15 protein-coding genes are annotated in these 21,850 nt (G+C 46.6%); 3 read left to right on the top strand and 12 right to left on the bottom strand.

Features of this window, described 5'->3' with window-relative positions; all coding sequences use genetic code 11:
* Window positions 1-104: 104 nt before the first annotated feature.
* A complete protein-coding gene (locus HMPREF1487_RS25195) occupies window positions 105-704 on the bottom strand; it encodes a hypothetical protein (protein WP_010799621.1) in 600 nt (199 codons plus the stop codon).
* A gap of 12 nt (window positions 705-716) precedes the next feature.
* On the opposite strand from HMPREF1487_RS25195, the gene HMPREF1487_RS25190 reads away from it, so the two are divergent.
* Window positions 717-1,445 (top strand): hypothetical protein, encoded by a 729-nt coding sequence (locus tag HMPREF1487_RS25190; RefSeq protein WP_154982431.1) that lies wholly within the window; start codon window positions 717-719, stop codon window positions 1,443-1,445.
* A 54-nt stretch (window positions 1,446-1,499) separates the two neighbouring features.
* On the top strand, window positions 1,500-2,333 hold the full coding sequence (locus HMPREF1487_RS25185) for a hypothetical protein (RefSeq protein ID WP_010799619.1): 834 nt from the start codon (window positions 1,500-1,502) through the stop codon (window positions 2,331-2,333).
* A 669-nt stretch (window positions 2,334-3,002) separates the two neighbouring features.
* On the opposite strand, the gene HMPREF1487_RS25175 is transcribed toward HMPREF1487_RS25185, so the two are convergent.
* The 10 genes from HMPREF1487_RS25175 to HMPREF1487_RS26520 all read right to left on the bottom strand — a co-directional run bounded on the left by HMPREF1487_RS25175 (window position 3,003) and on the right by HMPREF1487_RS26520 (window position 15,769).
* Window positions 3,003-6,113 carry a hypothetical protein gene (locus HMPREF1487_RS25175; protein WP_010799617.1) on the bottom strand — a complete coding sequence of 1,037 codons (3,111 nt, stop codon included), beginning with the start codon at window positions 6,111-6,113 and terminating at the stop codon, window positions 3,003-3,005.
* A 9-nt stretch (window positions 6,114-6,122) separates the two neighbouring features.
* On the bottom strand, window positions 6,123-8,186 hold the full coding sequence (locus tag HMPREF1487_RS25170; protein ID WP_010799616.1) for an ATP-dependent helicase: 2,064 nt from the start codon (window positions 8,184-8,186) through the stop codon (window positions 6,123-6,125).
* A complete protein-coding gene (locus tag HMPREF1487_RS25165; RefSeq protein WP_010799615.1) occupies window positions 8,173-9,513 on the bottom strand; it encodes a hypothetical protein in 1,341 nt (446 codons plus the stop codon). Before HMPREF1487_RS25165 ends, HMPREF1487_RS25170 begins: the two co-directional genes overlap by 14 nt.
* A 35-nt stretch (window positions 9,514-9,548) precedes the next feature.
* Window positions 9,549-10,232, bottom strand: coding sequence for a hypothetical protein (locus HMPREF1487_RS27565; RefSeq protein WP_146766010.1), 684 nt, complete (start codon window positions 10,230-10,232; stop codon window positions 9,549-9,551).
* Window positions 10,233-10,240: 8 nt separating this feature from the next.
* A complete protein-coding gene (locus tag HMPREF1487_RS26525) occupies window positions 10,241-10,666 on the bottom strand; it encodes a hypothetical protein (RefSeq protein ID WP_010799613.1) in 426 nt (141 codons plus the stop codon).
* A complete protein-coding gene (locus tag HMPREF1487_RS25155; RefSeq protein WP_010799612.1) occupies window positions 10,663-11,235 on the bottom strand; it encodes a hypothetical protein in 573 nt (190 codons plus the stop codon). Before HMPREF1487_RS25155 ends, HMPREF1487_RS26525 begins: the two co-directional genes overlap by 4 nt.
* A 9-nt stretch (window positions 11,236-11,244) precedes the next feature.
* Window positions 11,245-12,735, bottom strand: coding sequence for a coiled-coil domain-containing protein (locus HMPREF1487_RS25150; RefSeq protein ID WP_010799611.1), 1,491 nt, complete (start codon window positions 12,733-12,735; stop codon window positions 11,245-11,247).
* Between the two features lie 21 nt (window positions 12,736-12,756).
* A complete protein-coding gene (locus tag HMPREF1487_RS25145) occupies window positions 12,757-14,034 on the bottom strand; it encodes a DotG/IcmE/VirB10 family type IV secretion system protein (protein ID WP_010799610.1) in 1,278 nt (425 codons plus the stop codon).
* Window positions 14,035-14,045: 11 nt separating this feature from the next.
* On the bottom strand, window positions 14,046-14,981 hold the full coding sequence (locus HMPREF1487_RS25140; RefSeq protein ID WP_177325235.1) for a DotH/IcmK family type IV secretion protein: 936 nt from the start codon (window positions 14,979-14,981) through the stop codon (window positions 14,046-14,048).
* 83 nt (window positions 14,982-15,064) lie between these two features.
* Entirely contained in the window at window positions 15,065-15,769 is a 705-nt protein-coding gene (locus HMPREF1487_RS26520; protein ID WP_084213940.1) for a DotI/IcmL family type IV secretion protein, read from the bottom strand.
* 384 nt (window positions 15,770-16,153) lie between these two features.
* Here HMPREF1487_RS26520 and HMPREF1487_RS25130 point away from each other — a divergent pair, with 384 nt between their 5' ends.
* Complete coding sequence (locus tag HMPREF1487_RS25130) at window positions 16,154-17,290, top strand: hypothetical protein (RefSeq protein WP_010799607.1); 1,137 nt, start codon at window positions 16,154-16,156, stop codon at window positions 17,288-17,290.
* Window positions 17,291-17,337: 47 nt separating this feature from the next.
* On the opposite strand, the gene HMPREF1487_RS25125 is transcribed toward HMPREF1487_RS25130, so the two are convergent.
* Entirely contained in the window at window positions 17,338-21,840 is a 4,503-nt protein-coding gene (locus tag HMPREF1487_RS25125) for an LPD1 domain-containing protein (protein ID WP_010799606.1), read from the bottom strand.
* Between the last annotated feature and the right edge of the window lie 10 nt (window positions 21,841-21,850).

Raw genomic sequence — 21,850 nt, 5'->3', positions numbered from 1 at the left:
TGTACCGAGGTAAAGAAGGTTAAAAAAACACTTGCCTTTGGCTCAGTCTACCACGGCATTTTCTATAAAAAACAGCCCAAGCAGTGTACCCGCTTGGGAAAAAGTTAGAGAATAAGGTCAATACCTTCGAGCTGATGTTCGGTTTTATAAGTCTGTATGGCATCAAGATCGAATACAGTGACAACTTGTACGTCACCCACCTCTGCGGAGGTTACGTTATAAGCAATTGCTGTTAGGTGGTTAAAGGCGGGGTCATCATGCAATTTATCAAAAAGATAAGGGAATCGAGTCCCACCGCTTTTAGGCCAATCCTCCGTGGAGGCTACTTCGGACCCAAGCTCTTTAACCCAGACATTTTCGATATGAGATGCAATGTCGCGTTTGGCCCGGACCACATTGAAAAACTTTATGTGCTGCAAGCCTCTTTCAGGATCGTCGGAGAAATCGACCTTTTGCCGTACCCAGGGACCAATTTCGATATGAACGTCAATGACACTCGCATCGAGATTTGACAAGGCAGCTTGCTCAAGGAAGAAAGGAATAGCGGGGTTTCGATGACCATAAAGAAACGTTATGCCCTTGCGCGGAAACGTTAGCGCTTTGAAGAGCTTGTCGGCCCCTACTAACACCAGCTCCTTCTCTAACGGGCGATGCATAGCGTCCCCGCGATAGAATAGAACCGTGTTTGCCGTGATTACTGACATGAGCGACGCACCTTGCTCGATGTATTTAGTGATTTATTAATTAATATACATAAATTGACGGATTTCGCGATGACAAAAGAGACATTTTCTGAGCTAGTCCCGGCTCACATGAAAGAATTGAGTGAGCCAATTACATTGAAAGGGACCCAAATTGACAGAATTATTCAACACAATGACCTACATCTAACAGAAATTAGTATGGCCCTAGGGGTCAATACCGCAGCACTGTACAGCAAAAAATCTGAACCCAAAGACCTACAAAGCAGCGTTTCTCTCTTACTCCGCCTTTTCTCTGCCTTCCCGGACAAACTTCCGAGAATACCTACAATCTCTCTGGCAGAGCTCGGAGGCATGATCGAGGCTATAGACCCAAGCTTCACCTCTTCCTACAGCATAGGCCCTCTCCTAGGACTAGAGACCAATAGCAGCTACCGATTTACCAAATCTGGTTTCAACAAGACTACTCAAACGACGAAGGTTCTTGCTTGGCTCATACATACGCTACTCAAAGAGAACCCAGAAAATTGGTGGGTAATTAAAGAGGTTGTTGAAACAGAGGCTGCTGCCAGAAAAATCAACCCTCCTGCCAGTGTTTGGAAGCAAGGTGGATGGAATAAATACAAGCGTAACGATGCTCAATCTGAAAAGACGCCTCAAACAAGCAGTGAGCCCAGCGAAGCGCCAGATACGGCACCACCTTCCAATTCTATTAAAAACAAATTGATACGTCGCCGCACTTGAACACCAAAAAGCGCATCATGAAATAATTTGAAACCGTAGTGTTGGATAAATCATATGCATGAAGCTCTGTTGGACCCAATTGAAGCGTTCGATTACCTCAATAACGCTCTTGAGGCGCTTCATGAGTCCCTATTCCAAGTACGCTCCGCAATTTTACAGCCGGGCGCGGTACTTCAAGGAAAGGCATTTGACCAGCATAACGGCGATATTATTGAGGGTCTCCCTGCCGAGCTGCTATTAAAGGCACTTAGCAGCTGGGAGATAGATGCGAATTCTACGAACGGAAGCGTGAACCGTTACCCAGGCGTATTTGAAGTACAGAGTCCGGCAATTGAGGCTCTTTCACTTTTGAATGAACGGAAGCAAGACTTTGAGACCTGTGTGAAGAGGCTTGATGCCAGCGGCGTAACGCCTTACAAAATGCGGACTTTTTATCGTCGCTTAGGGCACGGACGGCTCCATGCACTCCAAGCGTGGCGCCAAGTAAACATTCTGCCCCGACAGAGCTTGCAAACAGTAGGGTTCACCCTGGCTAAGTCGATGGAAAGCATTGAGGTCCTTGCGCCAGAAGAGGTCTTCTCGCGTCTGGGAAAAGCTGGCGCATTTGACGTTATAGAGCAGCTGAGGGCCGCCATGGCAAGCGGTCCTATTCGATGGCATACGCCGGTGAATAAGCACCTAAGGGCCAATATCACATGGAAAGAGAATGAGGCTCGTAAGTCAATAATGCTAAATGCAAGCCTGCCCTTCATTGTTTACGAGGGGCACTGGCCAACGCGACTTAAGTTTAACGCCCCTAGAAACCATGCCAAGCGCAGCGACACGAATAAGGCTCGGGTAGTGATAGATCTACCTTTTCGAGAGGGTGCCTACCTTTCGGTCATGTAAGCACCTTTCTCTCTTAAGATTAGCCTAGCTTTGGAGCTCTTATTTGAGTAACGGTAGCTTGTTGATTACTTCTACTTTGGACTGAGTCCATAAAGCTGCGCATCATGGCCGCTGCACTTGGGAAAAGATCAGCAAGGTTATTGGTACGCTGATCGATAACAGGGCGGTTCCCAACGATTGCAGACCAGTCAGTACTAGCCCGGCGAACATGCAACTGCGATCCGTTGACCTCTATCAGAGAGGCGGATCTTGGTCCGCGCCATTCAAACGATGCGCAACTGGATAATAAATCGATGGGAGCGTGTTTCAACTTATCCTCTCTTTCAGCACTACCTGGTCAACCTGAGAATGTCCAATGAGACACTCGATCACGGTTGAGTCAGACTGATCAAGAATCCTTAGACTCTGACCAGACAATAATAGTTCAACTACATCAGAGGGAAGATCAGGGAATGTGATCCAGTCAACAGGAACGCCATCCTGTACAAATTCTTGCACTAGGTCTTGACGCGACATCTTACTCACCAGATCGCTTCTACCTGGTGAGCAATCGAGAGGTATTACGTTATCTACCACCAAACAAAGGCAACGACCTTCATTGTCCCTACCGACCAAGTAGTCAGTGACTAACATCACAATTCCCCGCATTTCCTATGTTTAAAAGCGATGCTAGCTGGCAAACTGAAGCAGATCATTAGCTATGAGTCTGACTGCTTCGTTTGTACTGAGCTGTCCATCGTGGTTGGCTTGCTTGGCCTTAATAGCTTTTTTCACGTCACTAATGTTTTTGGCTAGTACGCGTCGAGCCCAAGCTGTCGACGGTCCCTCTGCATAAAGTATGCCTCTTAACCCGCGCTCCTCGGGTTCGTTGGCATAAGCCCACCTTTTTATGTTTCCCATCTGGAAATGCAGCTTTAGGTGTTGAACACCCATTTCTGTCTTATGAATTACAAACACCTCGGCGCCCTTTTCGGGATTTGGCTTTGTAATACCTTCCAAAATTTGACGCTCATCATCCGACAAGTCAAAAATTTGTTGTAAAACCTTAGCGTTTTCAGCAGATTGACTTGCACCGAATATAAAAACAGAGCTTGCTAACTTTATCATGCTAGGCGGTAAATGTTGAGGCATTTGAGTGCCCAGAATCATACCAACTCTGTATTTACGCCCCTCAAAGCCCATTGAATCAATGAGCTCAAGTGCTCCTTCTACTTTGCCGCACCTGTGTAGCTCATCAGCCAGAAACGCTTTAATTATCTGATCTTGCCGCTCGAAGTAGGCGATATGCCAAGCTAAAAGATCATCTGATAGCCCAAACTTGTCTTGGTTATCAGCTAATTCATTACCACTAACAATTTTATTAATGAATAGGTCTTCAGTAAGCAATCTATACACTGTCGCAAAGTAAACACTGCGTAGCCAATCGTCGTGAGGTGTACTCCCTCTGCCAAATGCTTCACTCATATCAAAGATGCAGACGCGTGATTCTGAAATATCAGTGTTCGTGATGCCCGTGAAGCATGGAAATAACGCGTTAGCATTCATAAGAGCGTTGGCCACTGCCGAGACCATCGAGGTGCCTGCGATTTGGGGCATCTTCTTAAACTGATCCTCGAGCATGTTGCAGCTTTTGATTAGGTCTTCAAACTTTGGCACAGCGTTACGCTGAGCAAGCTTGGCGGCATGCAAGGCGTCGTTATCATTGTGCTTAAGCCCAAAGCTGATCAAGCCATCAACTATTTCCCAGTAGTGTGTAGCATCATCTAGGGGCAACTCAGCCCTTTTGACCATTTTGACTACAAAGGGATTTGCTGTGGGCTCATGGTAAAAGACGGGTTCAAACAAATGACTTTCTGGGTTACGTCTTTCATAAGCACGTTGAATAGTAGCGGTTAATACAGCTACTACATTGGAGACGTCGCCATCCTTAATGAGACTTTCACAAAGAATTAGTAGCCAGCTTTGCAGGAACCGTAAGTGGTCGCTTAGAGGTAAACGCAGACCTAACCGAGTGTCTAGCATGTTTTTTACCATTTTCCCGTTGTTGCTAAAACCTTGGAAAACAGCTTCATGCTTACGGCCATCGGGCAGGGAATCACGGATCATGTCGACAACCCCTGCTGCTGATGCGCCGAAGTCAATTCCTCGGATATAAGGCATCTCCTCTATGTCAGGGTTATACGCAAAGTTGAAAATATGCTCTGATAGCAGATTCGATTTACCGTAGCCCATCCCCCCTAGGACCATCGACAACATCGCGTTCTGTTTCGAGGTAAACGGCTGATAAGGATTTAACACTCCCTCAGCTGTTCTGAACCAAATGGCTGCTTCGGGCTCCCAAATCCGCGAGGAACGCATAATTGGAAGCTGGGCGATAATGTCCAGCTCGATTTGAGGCGCTTTGGGGCACGCCGGTGGCATGGCATAGCCAGGCGTAGCACTCATCAATGCTTCAACGCTACAACCAAAGATTGTATCTACCTGTTGATTGCCCCAATGCTGAACCAGGGTTTCAATGTCCTGGGCCTTTTTTTGTAGCGCCTTGACATCATAGAAAGCTTGTCCTTTGTCGTCATAGACAACTTGTGTCGGCGCCCAAGTAGTAATTGATATACCGTAGCCAAGCACGGCTCCATTACTTTCTTGATATGCCTTCATTGCCCTGTCTGCTTTTGCAATCTGCCGATTGCTTGCAGAGGCGAAATTGAACACACCCGCAAAGAGCCTATTCCAGTAATTGGCTTGCTCACTGTTTGACATCAGCGAGTAAACCATTCGGATTGGAAGCCTACGCTGGTAACACATGCGTAACAGCTCTTCTAGAGGTTGAGGAGCAACCGCAAGTTCGCTCACATACATTGGCGCATAGGTGCGCTCACCCACTACGACATAGGGTCCAAGGTCCACTACCCCCTCAGGCACCATTTGCTCAGAGAGCTGCGGAGGCATAATGAAGGACCAATCGTTAGGCTTGTTTGAGGCTTGTGTTACCTTCTTAGAAACAGGTACTTCATCGGTTGACCTGAAGCGGCAATCGTTCATAGTTAGGCGGGCTTTCCAGCCAGGACCGGTAGTTCCTCCGGCGAATGAATGCCTCATAGCCCAAAGAGCCTCATAGCAATTCAAGCGCTCGAACATGTACCCCATCATGGTTTCTTTGAGAAAGACCTTAACCTTGTTGACATGCTGCTCATGAACAGCTTCAAGTCCCTTAATACCCGCCTGGGGGACAATGCAATCAACTCCTTTGGCTGCGGACTTCCTCTCATGGGCTGCACGTTTAAGCGCATGGATCTGGTCAGCTTTTGGAAGTGACTCAATATGAGTCACAATCATTAAGTACTGTGACTCCATCGCGCAGACTTCTCCATACAAGTCTGCTTCTTCTTCCAAAATATCTTTGATATCGAGCCCCCTACGCTCAGATGCCTTAACCATCCTCTGTCTGAAATGATGTGCAGCATCATTCATTCCTTCAGGATCGAATTCGTAGGACCAAAATAGATCAAACCCTTTAGCGCTTTTGTCTCTGCTGATGGTCTGCATAAACTGAGACCATTTTTTAGTCAGTTTCTGGTACTGACTAGGAAAATACTGGCCCATATAACCCCTGATATCCAGAACGCTCATAAGCGAACCGTTATGCAGGGCCAGCACATATTCGTTGTGCTTGCATGCAATGGGGAAATATTGTGTGTGGTCGCCCTTAGTCCATCCCCTTATTCCACGGCGCAATTCGTCCAAGGAATCCATAACTCGGTCGGCAAATTTGATACTCATTTTTGAACCTTATAAAGCAAGCTTGGAAAAGGCGCGCTTAAATGCTTCAGCGCTATCCTCTTCCCCAAAAACTTCTAATTCTTGATGGGATGGAGATATTTGAGATTTGACATCCAGCCCCATCTCAAAAAGGAACCGAGACGGTTCGTATTGGCGATCCATATTATTTCCGGGGAAGAAATATTTATCAGCATGGAAAAAAGTACAGGCTGTCTTGGCCCTAGTTAGGCCGACATAAGCCAGTCGACGCTCCTCTTCTATATGAGAGTAGCCAGCGTCTTCTTCTGATAGATCACTTTTACTATCAAGAGGTAGCAACCCTTCACTAGCGCCAGCAATTATTACAACAGGCCACTCTAGTCCTTTAGAACGATGTAAAGTGCTTAAGGTGACTTGTCCGCTTTCTGCTTCGCTTTGCCTCGCATCACGCAAAGCAACCTCGATCATTACGTCACGCCACGTGAGCTTAGGCTCCGCCTGCTGTCGCTCGCTGACTTCTTCATTGATATCCCTTACCAATGCTTCGAGATGATGTGCCCTTCGCTCTCGTAATTGATCATCTTTCTCACGTTCCAAAACAGCCATTGGCCCATCGACGATCCAATTCACAAACTCGTCAACAGTTTCCGAAGTCACTGCAATGAAAATCAATTCAGAGAAGAAATCATTGATTGCTTTGATTCGACGCTGTGAGATTCCTGGCAGCTCAGAAGGCAGGACCTCTAACGTTCTTTCGGAATCAGCTTCGAGCCAGTCTATAACGGTATATGCACTACCCTGACCAAAGCCATCAATGAAGGGTGTGATGCTTTTTAACGCAAAAATATCTCTTGGATTACGAGCTAGCCGCAGTGCACAAGTAACAGCCATTACCTCAGCCCGATCAAACAAGGACATCCCCCCAACGACATGGTATGGAACACTCCATCGACGGAGACTCTGCTCAAGGAGCATGGCCATCCGGTTAGTTCGATAGAGAACCGCTAAATCCTTTGGAAGCACGCCGTTTTTGATATTCACTGCTAGAGTGGACGCTATAGCATCAGCCATGGCGTGGCTGTCAGGGAATTGCTTTAGATCCGGAGACTCTCCTTGCTCCCCCGTTGAAAACGGGCTCTTGTCTAACCGACTCTCATTGTTTTGAATGAGAACGGAGGCCGTCTGAACAATCCTTTGAGTTGATCTATAGTTTTCTTCTAACCGAAGCTCTGCGGCGCTGAAATGGCTAAGGAAGCGACGCAGGTTACTTACCTCTGCTCCTCGCCAGCCATATATGGATTGATCGTCGTCACCGACACAGGTCACCCCGCAATGGGAATGAGCGATTCTCTTAATAATTTCATACTGAATACGATTTGTATCTTGAGCTTCGTCGACAACTAGATAGCCAATGCTCGTCTGAACCGTTTTCCGATATAGTTCATCCCGAGCTAAACGAATTAGAGGGAGATATAAAAGATCATCAAAGTCCACACTCCCGGAACTTACCTTTTCTGCCTCGTATCCTTTAAGCGTACTCCATGCAAGCAAAGTCTCCTCTGCTGAAAGGGCATGAGAGGTAGCTAGCCTCTCGCATAAGACAGTTTTGTTATTCGGGTTTCTGACATCGTATCCTGCCTGACGAGCGAGACTCCAAGTATTTAACCAAGACATGGGATCCAGTCTTTTACGATCCTCTGGTGCCACCTTACTGGATAGGCCAAATTTCTTGGCTAGTCCACGAATACTTCGTTTAGTATCCGTTTCGTTCAACAGGGAGAAGCCCTCTGGTAATGCGTATCCTTGAGGGTCATTCTTTAGCAACTTGATGCCAAAGGAATGAAAGGTATCGAAGCGAATACGACTGAGATCACTGGCCTGACCTATCCGCTTAACCCTTTCTTTCATTTCAGCTGCGGCTTTATTGCTAAAGGTAAGCATTTGTAGCGTTGTCCCCTCTGGGATCAACTGGCTAAGCCGTTTGGCCCGGTGGGCAATGACAGTAGTTTTACCTGAACCAGCTCCTGCCATTACCAGCGCAGGAGTATCCATCGGAAACTCAACAATCTGAACTTGCTGATCATTTAAGCGCATGGACAGAGGCTTCCAATTCTTTGAGAGCGGCCAGATCTACTCTAATTATCCGACCATGGTCTCGTTCATTAAGGAGGTGCTGAAAGACATGCGTTGGGTTGTTCGACTGCGTTCTATAAGGAGTTAAACCTTCCAGACATGCTGGATAGAGAAGTCCTTCCTCAAGCGCGATTTGCGGGATCAGAGCACGCACAGAGATAGGGCAAGCAACTCTGATCCTTCCGTTGCCATAATGGATAATTTCCATGCCAAGATTGTGTAAACGCTCAGCAACACGCAGGCAGCGCATACGATCAATAGCCTGGAGCCAGGCGGTAGATAATGTACGAGCCACTCTTCCACTGGGATTCGATTGCCGAGTCAGGCCAACCCAGAGGTTTTCGGCAACTAAACCGTAAGCATATGAAATAGAGCTCAAGCGACTGTGATAGAGATGAAGTCCCTTACCAGACCAGCCCTCCGCTATGGCAACCTGGAGAACACTGATATCTCCAACTTGACTCAACATATCTAGTTCAGGGAGGCTGGCCCACTCTCGCATATTGCGCGCCTGATAATTACCAGTACCCGAATCTGTGCTTCTATTGATTTCTTGTGCACCAGCACCGTAGTTCATCAGTTTGCCTACGGTTTCCTCAAGTCCTTGAATTTTGATTCGAGCAAAAAGAGGCAGTTGGTTTTGAGTTGCCCAATCCACCAGCTCTCCTACGTTCTGCCCCATACTGGGCAACATATGAGGAGGAACTGTCTTGAGATTGCCATCTATAGGTTTGGGTAGCTCCAAGAGATCATCAGCGTAGGCGAATCGGGGAAACCAAAAATCAAAGATCTCTGGATTCTTAAAGGTTTTGTCTCGCTCACAGGCGGTATATCTTTGACAAGCCTGCTCAGCCACTCTCGCAACGGCACTACCAGCAGGAGGCTCAATGGGTCCGTGTAGTTGGCCTACGGCTTGCGCTAAACCGTAACTAGGATATTGCGTCAACCCAAGCTGTAAGCGGGCCATCTCAGCAGCGTCGCCAAGAATCTCAGACAGAATGGCTGCTCTTTGTTCTACAGGAAGGTTGTCTAAACCGAGCTCAACACTCATTTGAGCTATACGCGTACGGTAATAACCATCATGAGCAATTTTAGGATTACGGTGAAGACCAGCATCAATCAAAGAGCTTAAATTAACGTTAGTAACCCAAAGAGTTTGCCCAGGTAACTCACTGGCGGAGCTGAAAGCAAAGGGTTGCTTACGGAACTCACATGCCACATTACCATCTCTAGAAAACGGGGAGCCATTTTCATAGAGCGCGACACCAATCCTGGGCATTGCCTGCATATGAGCCTCTTTTGATGGGCAGGAATAATAGATATTTAGAATTTATTAAAAGTTGAATAAGTCCAATACAGGCCCTGCTCCTGCCAATAGGACATAGTAGGCCACCATCGTACCGGCGAAAGAACTTCGTTCCGTTTTTCATACAAATCGACTGGAATTAAAGCCAACGCCCGAGCAAAGTCTGCATCATGTTCACTTCGATAAGGTTCAATATATAAAGTGAGTTCCTTTTGAAGTGAAGACATGACACTGTCAACCTTCACGGCCATATCACGAATTGGAGAGCTTTCCATTATGCTGGTACTAGAGAGGATACTTAGTGTGTGTAATGCAATCCTATTAATCTCATGCTGGCTCAAGTGTGGAAGCAAGATCAACATTCCTGGCGAAGGGGCTTCTTTACCAGACCTGACCGTTGGAACTACAGACCAGTTGATGGTGAGAGTTGATGTGCAAAACGGACAAAGACAAAGTCCAGCTTCGCTCGAAAGAGCGACTAGTGATGGAGAATTCAGATCAACCGGTATCATCCATCCGTGCGGTACTTCTTTAGACGGTCGGCTTTTAAAACCACATGCTCGGCAAGTATAGTTATGTTGCTTGAGGACGGACATTCCAACCTCAAGCAACTCTTTATGCGCCAACCAGCCACCAGAAATAAGTTTTCCTGCGGTTACTGCGTCAAGTGCAGTGCTTACACTAATAGGTAGAGGGCGCACATCGATCCTTAAATACCAAGATCAGACATTACTGATGATGCGTTACCCTTATTGCTACTGAGGGAGCCAGCAACAGCAAGGATCAGAACCGGAATAATTACCGCTACAGCGCCACCAGTGATACCCCAAACTTGCCACTCCAGAGGTCTTTGGTTTTTCTTAGCTATAATGGCACTAATCACTGATACAGCGGCAAAGCAAATTCCAAGGAATGCAACTCCAAGTAGGAAGACAGGGAGAATGGTTTTAAATTCTGCTTTCCAATCATTGGCGAAGTCTGAAATTTTAAGGTTGCCTGCCGAAGATGCCATGGATATAGAGGGTATCAGCAAGGGTGCTAGAATCGGCAGACAGCGGCCCGTCCAACGCAGCATTTTGTTTGTAGCGCTGTAGACTTCTGTTAGCCACGAATAGTTGATGCGTCCGTGTTTCATTGTGGTATCCAATTGAATCCAGTTGAGTTATCAAGAGCTTTAGAAATATGCATCGCTGCAACCAGTGCTGAACCAGAAACTAGCCTTGCGATAATACTGCCAATAAGCGAGCTACGACTTTCAGGAGACAAGTAGCCTAATTGTGACGTCATTATATAGGCGCGCCCTAAAGTTACATATCCCACCAACACTAAAAAACCGAGAACCGCCATTATTGCAGTTTTTGTATAATCCTCCCCAGCGCTAGCTGCATATTGAGAAATATCCATGGGATTAGAAAGGCCCCATAATGATGCAGCCCAGACACCAGTCCAAAAAGACAGGTCAATCAAACTAGCCCCAGCAATAAATTTCCAAGCTATGGTACTACCCGGCAGGTTATTAGCCCCTGAGCGATTACCTAACTTGATTATATCAAAGACAGCACTTACGGCTATAAAAACACCTATAGCCGCCAACACTACGAGTATCCCTTTTAATATCGCGGGATACTCGCCACTCAAGCCAATAAAAACATCACCGATGGATTTACCTAGCTTGCCGAAATCTAATCCCGATTCAGCGCTCATAGTTAGGCCTTATCGCTTAATAAGGCCTTGAGTTGTACAAACAACGCGATTAACAGGATCAAAGCTTATTACATCACCGAAGCCTGGTACGCTTACCCCTGGCTTGATTAATAGACCTTGTTGGTCTTGCACCCGAACAACATAAGCCGCACTGGCATTTACACCTTTGAGGCGCCAGTTAGCTGAAACCATTCGCCCATCACATTGTGCTGGCAATGTCTGCTTATTTTCAGGGACAGGCTTTTGCACGGGCACAGCAGCCAACTTTGGACGCTCAGGTACCGGTTTAACAGTCATACTGGGCTTGTCATTCTGGCTTTCAACCTTTTTAGCTTCCAGCTTGCTAGTCTTGGTCAGCTCCTGCTCAGCCGCTTTAACTATTCGATCCGCCTCTTTTGATTCACGAGAGTTTCTCTGTGACGTGTTCATAGAAGCTACTTGGGATGACTTCTTAAGTTGCTCAAGGGACGCCGATGTATCCGCAGTTGTCTTTTTAAGGTCAGCAATCTGCTTGCTTAACTCTTCCTGACTTGAATTATTGCGGTCTATGACTTCGCCAATTTGTTTCATTTGATCTGTAATGGTACTGATAGCACTTCGTACTTCGGTAATGTCGTTTCTAGTCTTGGTGATTTCATTTTTCATCTCACCAATTTGCTTGTTTGCCACTTGGTTTTGAATCGCATTTTCATCGATCTTGATGGCACCTATTGGCAGATCGGAGCTTGCCAACTGTCCAACCAATGAATCATAGGCCGCATCTTCATCACTTACTGCCACACCTGCTGATGCAGTGTTGGAGGATACTATTTGTTGAGGCTCTGTCTTTGCGGCAGCACTAGGCGCATCACTGATCCCACTGTTCACTATAAGAGGCTCGGTCTTGGGCACAGCATTCGGAGATGAGCTTTGTGAAGAGGCTTCTAGTTGAAAATCTGTCTGGGATTCACGTTGTACGGGTCGTGTCGGAAGGCTATCGCCTCCGATGTCGTCAGCAGAAACGCCTAATGTTTTACCGAAAGAGTTAACAGTGTCATTAGCAGAGCTAGCGCCTGCATTGTAATCGATCAAAGTAGAGTGTTGTGGTTGATTAGTGCTGGGTACTAGCACTTTATAAGCGACAAAGAGAAAGCCACCCATCACAATGAGAAAACCAATTACAGCCAAGGCAATGTAAAGGCCAAACTTGCTTTTATTAGATGATTTTACATCAGCGGCATCGTGATCAATTCCCTGCTGTAGATTACGGTCAATCTCATCAAGACTTATCTGCTCATCTGTAAAGCTACTACTGGCATATCCACCGATATGCTGATTATGATGACCATGGTCAGTTATTCCAGCCCGAGCTTGCTCCTGGTCATGATAGTTGTTCTGACTGTGGTGCTTTTCGTGAGCGGACTGCTGAGCAACTTCATGCACTTCTCTAGAAAATTGTTCAACATTTACTTCTTCCTCAAAATTATATTGAGGATGCGGGGAGCGCTGATCGTTATGCATCGGAATGGACTCTTAAATTTCTTACTTAGTAGGCAGGCAAACGTCATCTAGGAAGAAGACGCCCAATTCATCATTAACTTTCAGGCTAACCGTGATAGGACGATTGATCCTTTCTTTCATAACACTTCCTATCTCACTACCTAACTCTCCCAGAGCACTTTTTAACTCTCTCGAAGAATCTGCCTGCATACTTTTTATCACACTACCATCTGTAATTATGATATTACTATCCGCGTTTTTTTCGGCAGCGGATCCAATGGCTGATAATACAGTCCCAACTCCCCACCAGCCATATCTATATAATAAGTGCTCATCAACTTCACCTTGAACAGCATTTAGTGTCGTATCAAGGTCTAACCCGATCGCTTTGATAGGAAGCGTATGGGTTTTAGTAGCCATTTTGTTTAAATCGATACGAACCCACTGCTCCTTTCGCTCAAATGTACCGAGCAATTTGCTACCACGTAGCCTGCCATTCTGGATGGTTATTGAAACAGGCCCGCCAACATCACTATTTAGGGCTAAATCAGTGGTAGCCATATACATGCTTGCCGCACGCGCAGCTGGGTTAGAACACAACTTATTTTCAGGCTCGGCTAAATCAAGACTAGTGCTTTCGTGGGATGAGACTGACTGCCTGGTTTTAGTTTCAACTACCTGACCATTATATTTCCAGTCAACCGTGTAAAGCTGAGGCGTATTCTCACCCTCACTGCGGATTAGATCTTTTATTAACTCGTCATACTCAGTTGTGCTTGACGCGACCCGTACGTTGTTAGCATTCTGTTGGTTGTTATTCCCATAGTTATCATGCAACTCCTCATGATAATTAGGCCTTCCGATATCACTTATCTTTTCAGGCTTACTGAAAGTAGGAGACTCTTTGAATACTGGGTTGTTTTGCTCGGGCTCAGTTACCAAAACTGGATGCGCAGAAGGGTTGGTTATCTGCACCTCTTTAAGTGTCTCATTGTTATACTGATTAGCCTCGGAAGTCTGCACGGCACTTGGATTATTATTTTTCTGCGTCATCATACCTGGTGAACGTACAGATCCTGCCGAGCCTTGAACGTCTGATGGCTCAAAGCTTGTAAATGTATAGACTATTGCTACAAGAACTAAGAATCCAATGCACGAAATAAAAATTAGTCTCTTGCGGTTCGCCGATGCAAATATCGACTTTAGCCCTGCTCCAGCAGGGGCTACTGAGATAGTATCGGAATATGCTGATCTTGAAGTACGATCATCAGGGTCAATGCTAAGTTCAAGATCATCATTGGTGATATCGTTGCTGCCCATCAGTTCTTCACCTAATTATTACCAAACGAGTTTGACTCGTTAATATCAGTTGAGGGGTGACGCAGCACTTTAAGAACTATAGTAGCCCCTTCGTTATTTGTACCCATAACTGTTGTCGTCAGAGGCAGCTTATATGCTTTAAAACGACTTGATCCTGTTGACGCTCCAAGAATCTGTGGCGAGAAAACAGCAAGCGGTGTCTGTAAGTACAGAAATTTCCCTTTGATCCATGCCTTTCCTTCGGCGCCTTGAACTACCATAGGCTCACTTCCTGAAGGCGTTACACCATATAAAGCATTATTCAAATCAACGTCGCTTTCGGTACCAATCGAAACAGCACGATCTTTTAAAATCTCGATTGGATCCGTTTGAGGACCAACATCGCTTACTTTCATAGTTGCCACCCTATGGAAGACGTTACCCTTGCCGACGAGATTGATACTTATAGGTGTTGATAGGCCATACAAATAAACAGTTATATTACCTGCCACCCCATGCTTAAGCGCAGTAATAGTAAAGGATCCAGCTTGTGGATCTTTCAGTGTATTATCAGTATTTATTCCATCCTTCGAATCCGGATTGGCATCCGGATTTTGCCCTTGCGTAACATCTGGTATGGCTCTATCAATCAGAACACGCCCATTAAGGAAATTAGATATCTTTCGAATGGGCCACGGCTTTCCGTAAGCATCTATGAACGATATAGCAGTACTCTGGCCGCGTGATAAAAGTACTTTTGGTGCAGCCTGATCAGGCTGTAGAGATATTTCAAATATATCCTCAAGATCTAACACTTCCTGTGGAATTTCATCTGAATAATCATCCACGATAGGAGCTTGTTGAGCGACTGCACGTGTTTGTATCTTTTTACGGATCCTCAAAATAGTTTGCGGATCGGCCTGTAGCAGCTGATCTGCGCGCACCTCAACAGGGGATTGTTCATCCATCCCTTCAGAGGGTTCCATGGGACTTGCGTGCAGGCCCTGAGCAAGAATCAATCCAGCCCATAATGACCTTCTCAGCAATCTGGTCATTGAACAGACCCCGCTGGCCTTACGAGATAGTCATCAACCCACAGACCATCTTCTCGTATACCTAGACCCACCCTTCTAATTCGTTGCGTCATAACAACTTCAAGCGAGCCTTTCTGCCGTCCGTCCATGACGATCCTATAAGGAACGTCTACGACCCATTCCCTGTAACCGTCACCACTCAGCCTGGCCTGCCGTAAAATAGCGGCTCTAGGAACGGCATACATGGTCCCTTGGTTTTCTTCATTTAAGTACTTGAAGACCCCAATTTGCTCCAATGACTTAACAAAGTTCTGACGGCCCTTATCTGAAAGGCAGAGTGAGTCGTTTTGTAGCTTTGTCCGCCAGTCCACATAACTAAGGTTATAGAGCTTGCCTACACATCTCTCAGCCCAGCCCAGAATCTCTTTGTGACCATATAAGGGCTCATCAAGAGTGGGCAGCGGCCTGATACGACCGTCCACTGTCTCAGACACTAACTTCGGCTCGGGCCTCGTTATGTACTGGATGACATTGAGAACCAAGGAAACCGTCAACGCTGCTGTACCAAACAGAATTAGTCTGTTTTTCCCTCTGCGCTCGTTTTCACTGTTTAAGCCAAGCTTTATCAAGGCCCCTAGGCCACCATGCTCAAGGAACTCTTGGGAAAGTTCATCAGAAGCAAGCGCCTGACTACTTTGGTCCTTTTGACGTTTAAACATCATTTGCCTCTTCGGCCCAGCACTCAGGCCTTAAGTCATGCCGAGTCACCACATTCTTGGTGAGCTCTTCTGTTTTCTTTATTGCAGATAAGTCTGCCGGGTGACGCCTTACTAGTTGACGCCGCTTCGCTTGTGACCACCCGTCTTCTGGTGGCCATGCTTCCCATTTACGAACCAGAGATACAGAGCAGTTATGGGACTCCGCGAGTCTTTCCCTAAATGCTTGCCGCTGTCCCAGGGGCAGTGAGCGTACGTACTCTCCAAGTGTCATCACATCGCCTGTTTGGTACTCGACCTTATGCTGTATCAGGTCTATTGCCACACATCGTAGCACCTTATTTATCTTTGGTTTAGTATCATTGCACCAAACACATATGGATCATTTCTATGCGTCATTCGCTGATATCCTTCCTTTCACCTTTCAAGCTTGCCGTTATCCTGGGGGGGATCGGGATCGGAGCTGCAATAGGAATATCTCCTATCGCAACAGCGGAAGCTGCTGACTCCTTTTCAGGTGATGCTCCCCTTCAATTAAGAGTGGTGAAACCGGCGGTTTGTCCTCAAATAGCCACTGAAAAGCAAGCGAAGGGCCTTTTGACTAGGCTGATGCCAGCAGCAGAGTTTTTAAGTTTTGAGCCGTTTCCACTCGATGACGCTAAGAGTGTTTGTTTACTTGAAGTTGAGATGTTTGCCGATAGAAACAACAAGCAAACCCGAGGTTTCGTTTACGTTCTGCCTGACGGAAAGCAGTTCCTAAACGGTCCGCTGATGGATAAACGAAGTCGAATGATGGTTATCGATAACTCTAATTCGTCAGCCAGCATCCCAGAAGCTTCAGCTCTATCAAACAATGATACTGAATCAGGTGTTGCTGCGTCGTCTTCTCTGTCGCCTAACGAAGGTAGGGAGTCACTAGCTGTATCAGGTTATAGCCCAATTTCCACCCCACCCAAAAATTCGACACCTCAAATTGCTCAGGATGCTTCAGGCTCTTTGCGAGAGTCATTGCTTATCAAGTTAGAGAAGCTGCCTCATATTCAAAAGGGGCAGCCTAACGGCAGGGATGTTTATGTGCTGTTTGATCCGCAATGCAAATACTGCCATAAGCTTTATGATCAGTATGAGTCAGTGGCGCAGCGACTTAACCTTCGCTTCAATTGGATTCCTATGTTTCTCAATGAGCAGTCGTGGGCTATGTCTGCTTTTCTCCTCAAAACTGCTAAAAGATCTCCTGGGGAGGCATCTGCCCTTTTTGACAAGATGATGCAGACAAAATGGTCTGCGATAGAGGATGCCGAGCAGATTAGTGGGCTTTCGCCTGAAGACTATGAGTACGCTAAACCTTCAGCGATGGCTTTTTATGAGTTATCAAAGAATGATCCAACCATTGGCACGCCACTAGTCGTTTTCCGTACGCCTAAAGGCAGTGTTGATGTGATAAGTGGCGTACCGAATGATATGGACTGGTTACCATTCGTTAACGTTGTCAAAGTAGACGATAGCCCCAGTCAGCCTGGTAAATGACTAAGACATCAAGGCGGGTAGCATGCCCCTGCCTTGATATCTTCTGATCAAATACCTATCCTCATGCTCTTGGTGGTGTTCGCCTGCTCGGCTACCGAAATGACATCATCTACCATCCATACAAGCATGCCGCTTTCACTACCCTGTACCTCCATTCCCTGGTTATCCGGAACCGACGCTACATGGTTAGCTGCCACCTGTAATGTCTTACGTCTAGCTAGCTCTCCTGTCATAAATCGTCGAAATAGCATTTCTGCTTCATCCGCCCCCACCAGATCCGCTACTCTGATAACGCCATCCGCAAACGATTTTGTGCGATAAAAAGCTTTGATTTCACTACTATCAAAACTGAATTTTGCCTCTGTCCAAAGCTCGAAGGCATAGGCCTGTGCCTCGCCTGGGCTAGCACATGCATGCTCGATAACCTTCTCCGAATACCCCTCTGCTCGCATGGTATTCGCCAATGAAGCTACAACCGGACCTCCCGCTTGAAACAGTGCTGCCAGGCCTGCTCTCTCAGGACTCGACAGGAGTTTGGCGTTACAAACGTGCCAGGCTTCGTGATAGAAAGTTTTCCTATCTGCGTATCGGGAATTAAGCATTACCAGATCGGCGGCTAGATCATACGATCCTGCTTTTGCTAGAGGATCAGATGAAAGCGCTAGCTTAGGTATGTAGCTATCAAACAGGCGCCCAAGTTCGTTGTGTGCCAGTTGATACAGGTCATTCGAAGAGAGTGGAGCTCTGCTTCGGTGCTCTGTATGCAGGATCGGCATCTCTATCTCACCTAAATATGGGTGATTAACTGCACGAACCTCTGATCTCACAGCCTCGAGCCATGGGGACATGAATATATTGATCCTAGCAAGGTGGTCTTCGCTTGGATAAAGCGCAGATACTTCCTTTTGCTTGTCGTATCGAACCAAATAGTCGTTGCGCTCCCCTAATTCAGACATCCGCTCTCGGAACCATACCTCCATAGCTCTAGCAAACATCTCACAGGGATTTGACCAGTAATCATCTCTGGAGCCCTCGGCATCAAGTGCTTTAGCTGCCACGAGCATAGGACTTAACGCGGTATAGTTCTCGATGGTTCTTTCATCACTATCATCGGTCGGGGCGCGCATGATGGATACAGCAAGATCATAGAAGCCATCTCGTACTTCCTTTCTCAACCCATTGGTTGGTCTGGGAGGTAGGTTTGTACCTTGCTTGAGTGGATATGCAAAGGTATCAATCATGTCGATGGGGGTGCCTGTAGCGAGTCGCCCATAATGATTTGCTACAGCATGAAAATACTCGTGAGCAAGGGAGCCATCACCACGCATTCGAGTTAAATTTATTACCCGGTTTACAGGATCAAAATGAGCAACAGGTGCATTTTTACCGCCATGCCCTCTGGATCCAATGCATAAACCTAGTTTTCCTCCTAGGCTAAGCGTCATAGGCTCCCAGCCCATAATGCGGGCGAAATCCAGCATGGAGTCATATGCGAAGTTTAGATGCTTTTCCCTTTCCTTTTGGCTGGTCCAGTTCCCATACTCAATGCCTGAAAAGCCGAAGGTCCTGATGAAGTCCTCACCAGTCACAGACTTTCCGCCTCGGTAATCAGGCCCTACTCTTTCAACGTTACCCTTTGCTACTCGGCTCCCGCCACTTGATGGCTTAGAGATCTTTTTTTCCCTGAGAACGTCGCTCCACGATAATTTACTCAACTTAAAAGTCATTGAGTAAGATTTATCGGGAGAATAGTGGGACCAATAGCAGGTCGTGCCTCTGATTTTCCGCTCTTTGAAGGGGTATATTTTGCCCAGTGATGGAATTTCCCCAAAAACAGCCCTGGTTGCTTCATCCAGATCTCTACTAAAAGACCTGTATGAAGCCTCATCTGAAATTTTCAAATCTCCTTGATTACTATAATGATCGAGCAAAGGTGCTATCTTCTCTTTCATTAGTCCCAGAAGATTAATAAACAGTGATGTGTGATCCCTGCTTGTACTTTTTGGTTTTGAAGGCAGCCCTTTCCACAGGAGATCATACGTGTAAGCAATATAAAGGTTGATTCCTGCCTCTTTCATCTCCTCAAAACTTTTGCGAGGCCAAATCAAATCCTTTGTCAGGTATTTTGTTTTTTGGGCGTCGTTCATACTGTCCGCATGAACTGCAAGCGTAGCTCGGTCGTAGCTGCGTATATCTTTGATGGCCAGACCGGCAACTACACCAGTATCGGTATAGGTACCGACAACGCCGCTTCTCTTTTCTTCTTTGAAGGTAGCCTCGTCACCGTTCAATAAGCTACAGAGCTCAGGGTCAGCCAAAGCAATGCCGTCAATTACAGCGGAGGTACCTCGAGCTCTAGTTCTCGTTTTGTAAGCGACAGCCGCACCATCTAATTCTGCTTTACGACTTTGGCTTAGCGCTTCATCACGGAACTTAATGACATCGAGTTTCATACGATGCCAGCCGCCGGTTGATGAAGCGATTATCACAACCCCTTGCGCATTCGGCTCACGTAGGAGGTTGATGATTGCATTAACGCGTCCTTCGATGAAATCCTCTGTCCAATTTGCTAAACGTCCTTTGAACTGGCGGGCCATTTCAGCTTTAACAAATGCCGCTAGAGTCGCATGATCTATACCTCGAAGCTTTTGGCTTGCTTCAAGGAAGCGACTTTTCAGGTGCAAGCCATCCATTACACTGATGATGTTTTTGAGCGGATTGCTGGACATGGAGCTTGTTACTGGTTCAAGCTGATCCAGTAACGTTTCATAAGCGCTCATCGCCTCATCGAGGCTGCGGAAGATGACACTCTGATGCTTATCTCTACAAAGCCTGTTCAAACAAGTCTGATCTAGCTCAGGCAGAATTGTATTACCGGTAAACAGCCCTTCGATAGCGTAAACCGTCATTACGGTTGTTGGTGCAAAATCTAGCCATCTTATGTTCTCGCTGCTTAGAGTTAGTGCTTCACAAGCATCTTCTAGCGTTAGAACTTTGGCCTGATGCTCAAAAATTTGAATCGAGACCGCACCATTACCCCTATCTGGGGGCAGGACTATATCTAAAGCTAAGGAAGAACTAACTGGCTGCCTCGCACTCTTGCGCAAAAGATAGTCAGCCTGATCGCCTCCCCCATTCTGCACAGTAAGCATACTTAAGAGGCTATCAATAGGAATCTGTTGGTTAAAAAATCTTGAAATCTTAGGCCACGTGCTAGGCCTTCCAGTTGCAAACGCTGTGGCAGCAATTATGTGACCATCAAATCCAAATTTCTGAGCAAGTTCTAGACTCGACTCTCGCATCAATCTTCCACGAGAGGCCCGCAACTGCTCAAGCTGGCTTGTGCTTGCTTTCAAGTTGAGATAATCATCGTCAAAAGCATCAATGTGCCCCAGGTTACTAACCTGGATTGACCCATCAATATTGATAGCCAGCGTTAACTTTTCCCATCCTGGAATACCATGGCCTTGGATAACAAAGCAAATTGGATCATTCCCGTAAAAGTGTTTACTCAGACGGTGTAACGCTGCTTCTACTTGCCCAAGCCATTCCACACTATTATCGAAGTCTTCCAGATTAGCTTCATGACTAATAGTTTCTTCACGTAGCAGAGAGCAATGTTCACGCCAATCTTCGCCGGGAAAATAGCCCCTCACTGATAGAATTCGGTTTAGCAACCCCTTTTGGGAGGCATTCGCCACAAATTCTGTTTGTGCGGTCTCGTCACTTGACAGATGATTTTCTGTGGCTGAGTGATCAGGATATTCATAGTCATACTGTGACCCGTGGAATTGAAGCTGTGGTCGCTTAATCCATAGGGGGGATGTAACTAAATAGCCTCCAGACCAGCGTGGTGCGTCCTTATATACCCAGCACCCAATGTCATTCACATGGACCTTTTGTGCGAGACGCCCTTCATGCACTACCCCTTCTGAATCCGCCCACCGGACAGATTCGCCCTTGGCCAGCAATAACGTCCCTTTAGGTGAACCTGCATGGTTTGGGATCGTAGATTCCCAACCTAGCTCAATGGCGTATGCCAACGCATCAGGACTCATGCGGTTGTCTCGGGTCATCTTTGTAAAGGCTAGACCGAAGAGGGTCTCTGTTTCAGGCGTAATTTGTCCAGCTATTGCTGCCTCAACAAAAGACCATGCTTGGGCGCGCGTGGGGTTTATATCATGCTCCATAGACAAGGCAACAAGTACAGAGGCTGCTTGTCGCTGCCACAGCTGGATGATGGTGTCACGAATGTCGAATGGAACCTGAATGGAGTAGAGAGCCTCCTCCTCTGAAGCGGGAAGATCTATGACCTCTTCTGCTCTGAGACCGATAAGATCGATCTCAGGGGACAAATAAGTATATTCAGACGGAGTTAAGGTACCCAGTCTGAGCCAGGCCTGATTGGTGCGCTTAAACCCGAGGATGGACAATCGATCCCCCCATGCCTCGGGCGCATCCAAAATAGATGTAATAAGGCGACCTTTAACCATAATTGGATCAATAAAGGCCCTATCATGCCGCCCCCAGATGCTAGGAAGTTCATCCATAAATAAACTC

Source organism: Pseudomonas sp. HPB0071 (genome assembly GCF_000478505.2).
GTDB lineage: Bacteria > Pseudomonadota > Gammaproteobacteria > Pseudomonadales > Pseudomonadaceae > Chryseomonas > Chryseomonas luteola.
Note: the sequence above shows the minus strand (reverse complement) of the source record. Positions and strands in the feature narration are given on the sequence as shown.

Coding starts and splice junctions, on each gene's coding strand:
- HMPREF1487_RS26520 (WP_084213940.1), bottom strand. CDS start 15,769: ATGATGTTTAAACGTCAAAAGGACCAAAGTAGTCAGGCGCTTGCTTCT.
- HMPREF1487_RS25175 (WP_010799617.1), bottom strand. CDS start 6,113: ATGAGTATCAAATTTGCCGACCGAGTTATGGATTCCTTGGACGAATTG.
- HMPREF1487_RS25125 (WP_010799606.1), bottom strand. CDS start 21,840: ATGGATGAACTTCCTAGCATCTGGGGGCGGCATGATAGGGCCTTTATT.
- HMPREF1487_RS25185 (WP_010799619.1), top strand. CDS start 1,500: ATGCATGAAGCTCTGTTGGACCCAATTGAAGCGTTCGATTACCTCAAT.
- HMPREF1487_RS25145 (WP_010799610.1), bottom strand. CDS start 14,034: ATGGGCAGCAACGATATCACCAATGATGATCTTGAACTTAGCATTGAC.
- HMPREF1487_RS25165 (WP_010799615.1), bottom strand. CDS start 9,513: ATGCAGGCAATGCCCAGGATTGGTGTCGCGCTCTATGAAAATGGCTCC.
- HMPREF1487_RS26525 (WP_010799613.1), bottom strand. CDS start 10,666: ATGAAACACGGACGCATCAACTATTCGTGGCTAACAGAAGTCTACAGC.
- HMPREF1487_RS25130 (WP_010799607.1), top strand. CDS start 16,154: ATGCGTCATTCGCTGATATCCTTCCTTTCACCTTTCAAGCTTGCCGTT.
- HMPREF1487_RS25150 (WP_010799611.1), bottom strand. CDS start 12,735: ATGCATAACGATCAGCGCTCCCCGCATCCTCAATATAATTTTGAGGAA.
- HMPREF1487_RS25140 (WP_177325235.1), bottom strand. CDS start 14,981: ATGGATGAACAATCCCCTGTTGAGGTGCGCGCAGATCAGCTGCTACAG.
- HMPREF1487_RS25195 (WP_010799621.1), bottom strand. CDS start 704: ATGTCAGTAATCACGGCAAACACGGTTCTATTCTATCGCGGGGACGCT.
- HMPREF1487_RS25170 (WP_010799616.1), bottom strand. CDS start 8,186: ATGCGCTTAAATGATCAGCAAGTTCAGATTGTTGAGTTTCCGATGGAT.
- HMPREF1487_RS25155 (WP_010799612.1), bottom strand. CDS start 11,235: ATGAGCGCTGAATCGGGATTAGATTTCGGCAAGCTAGGTAAATCCATC.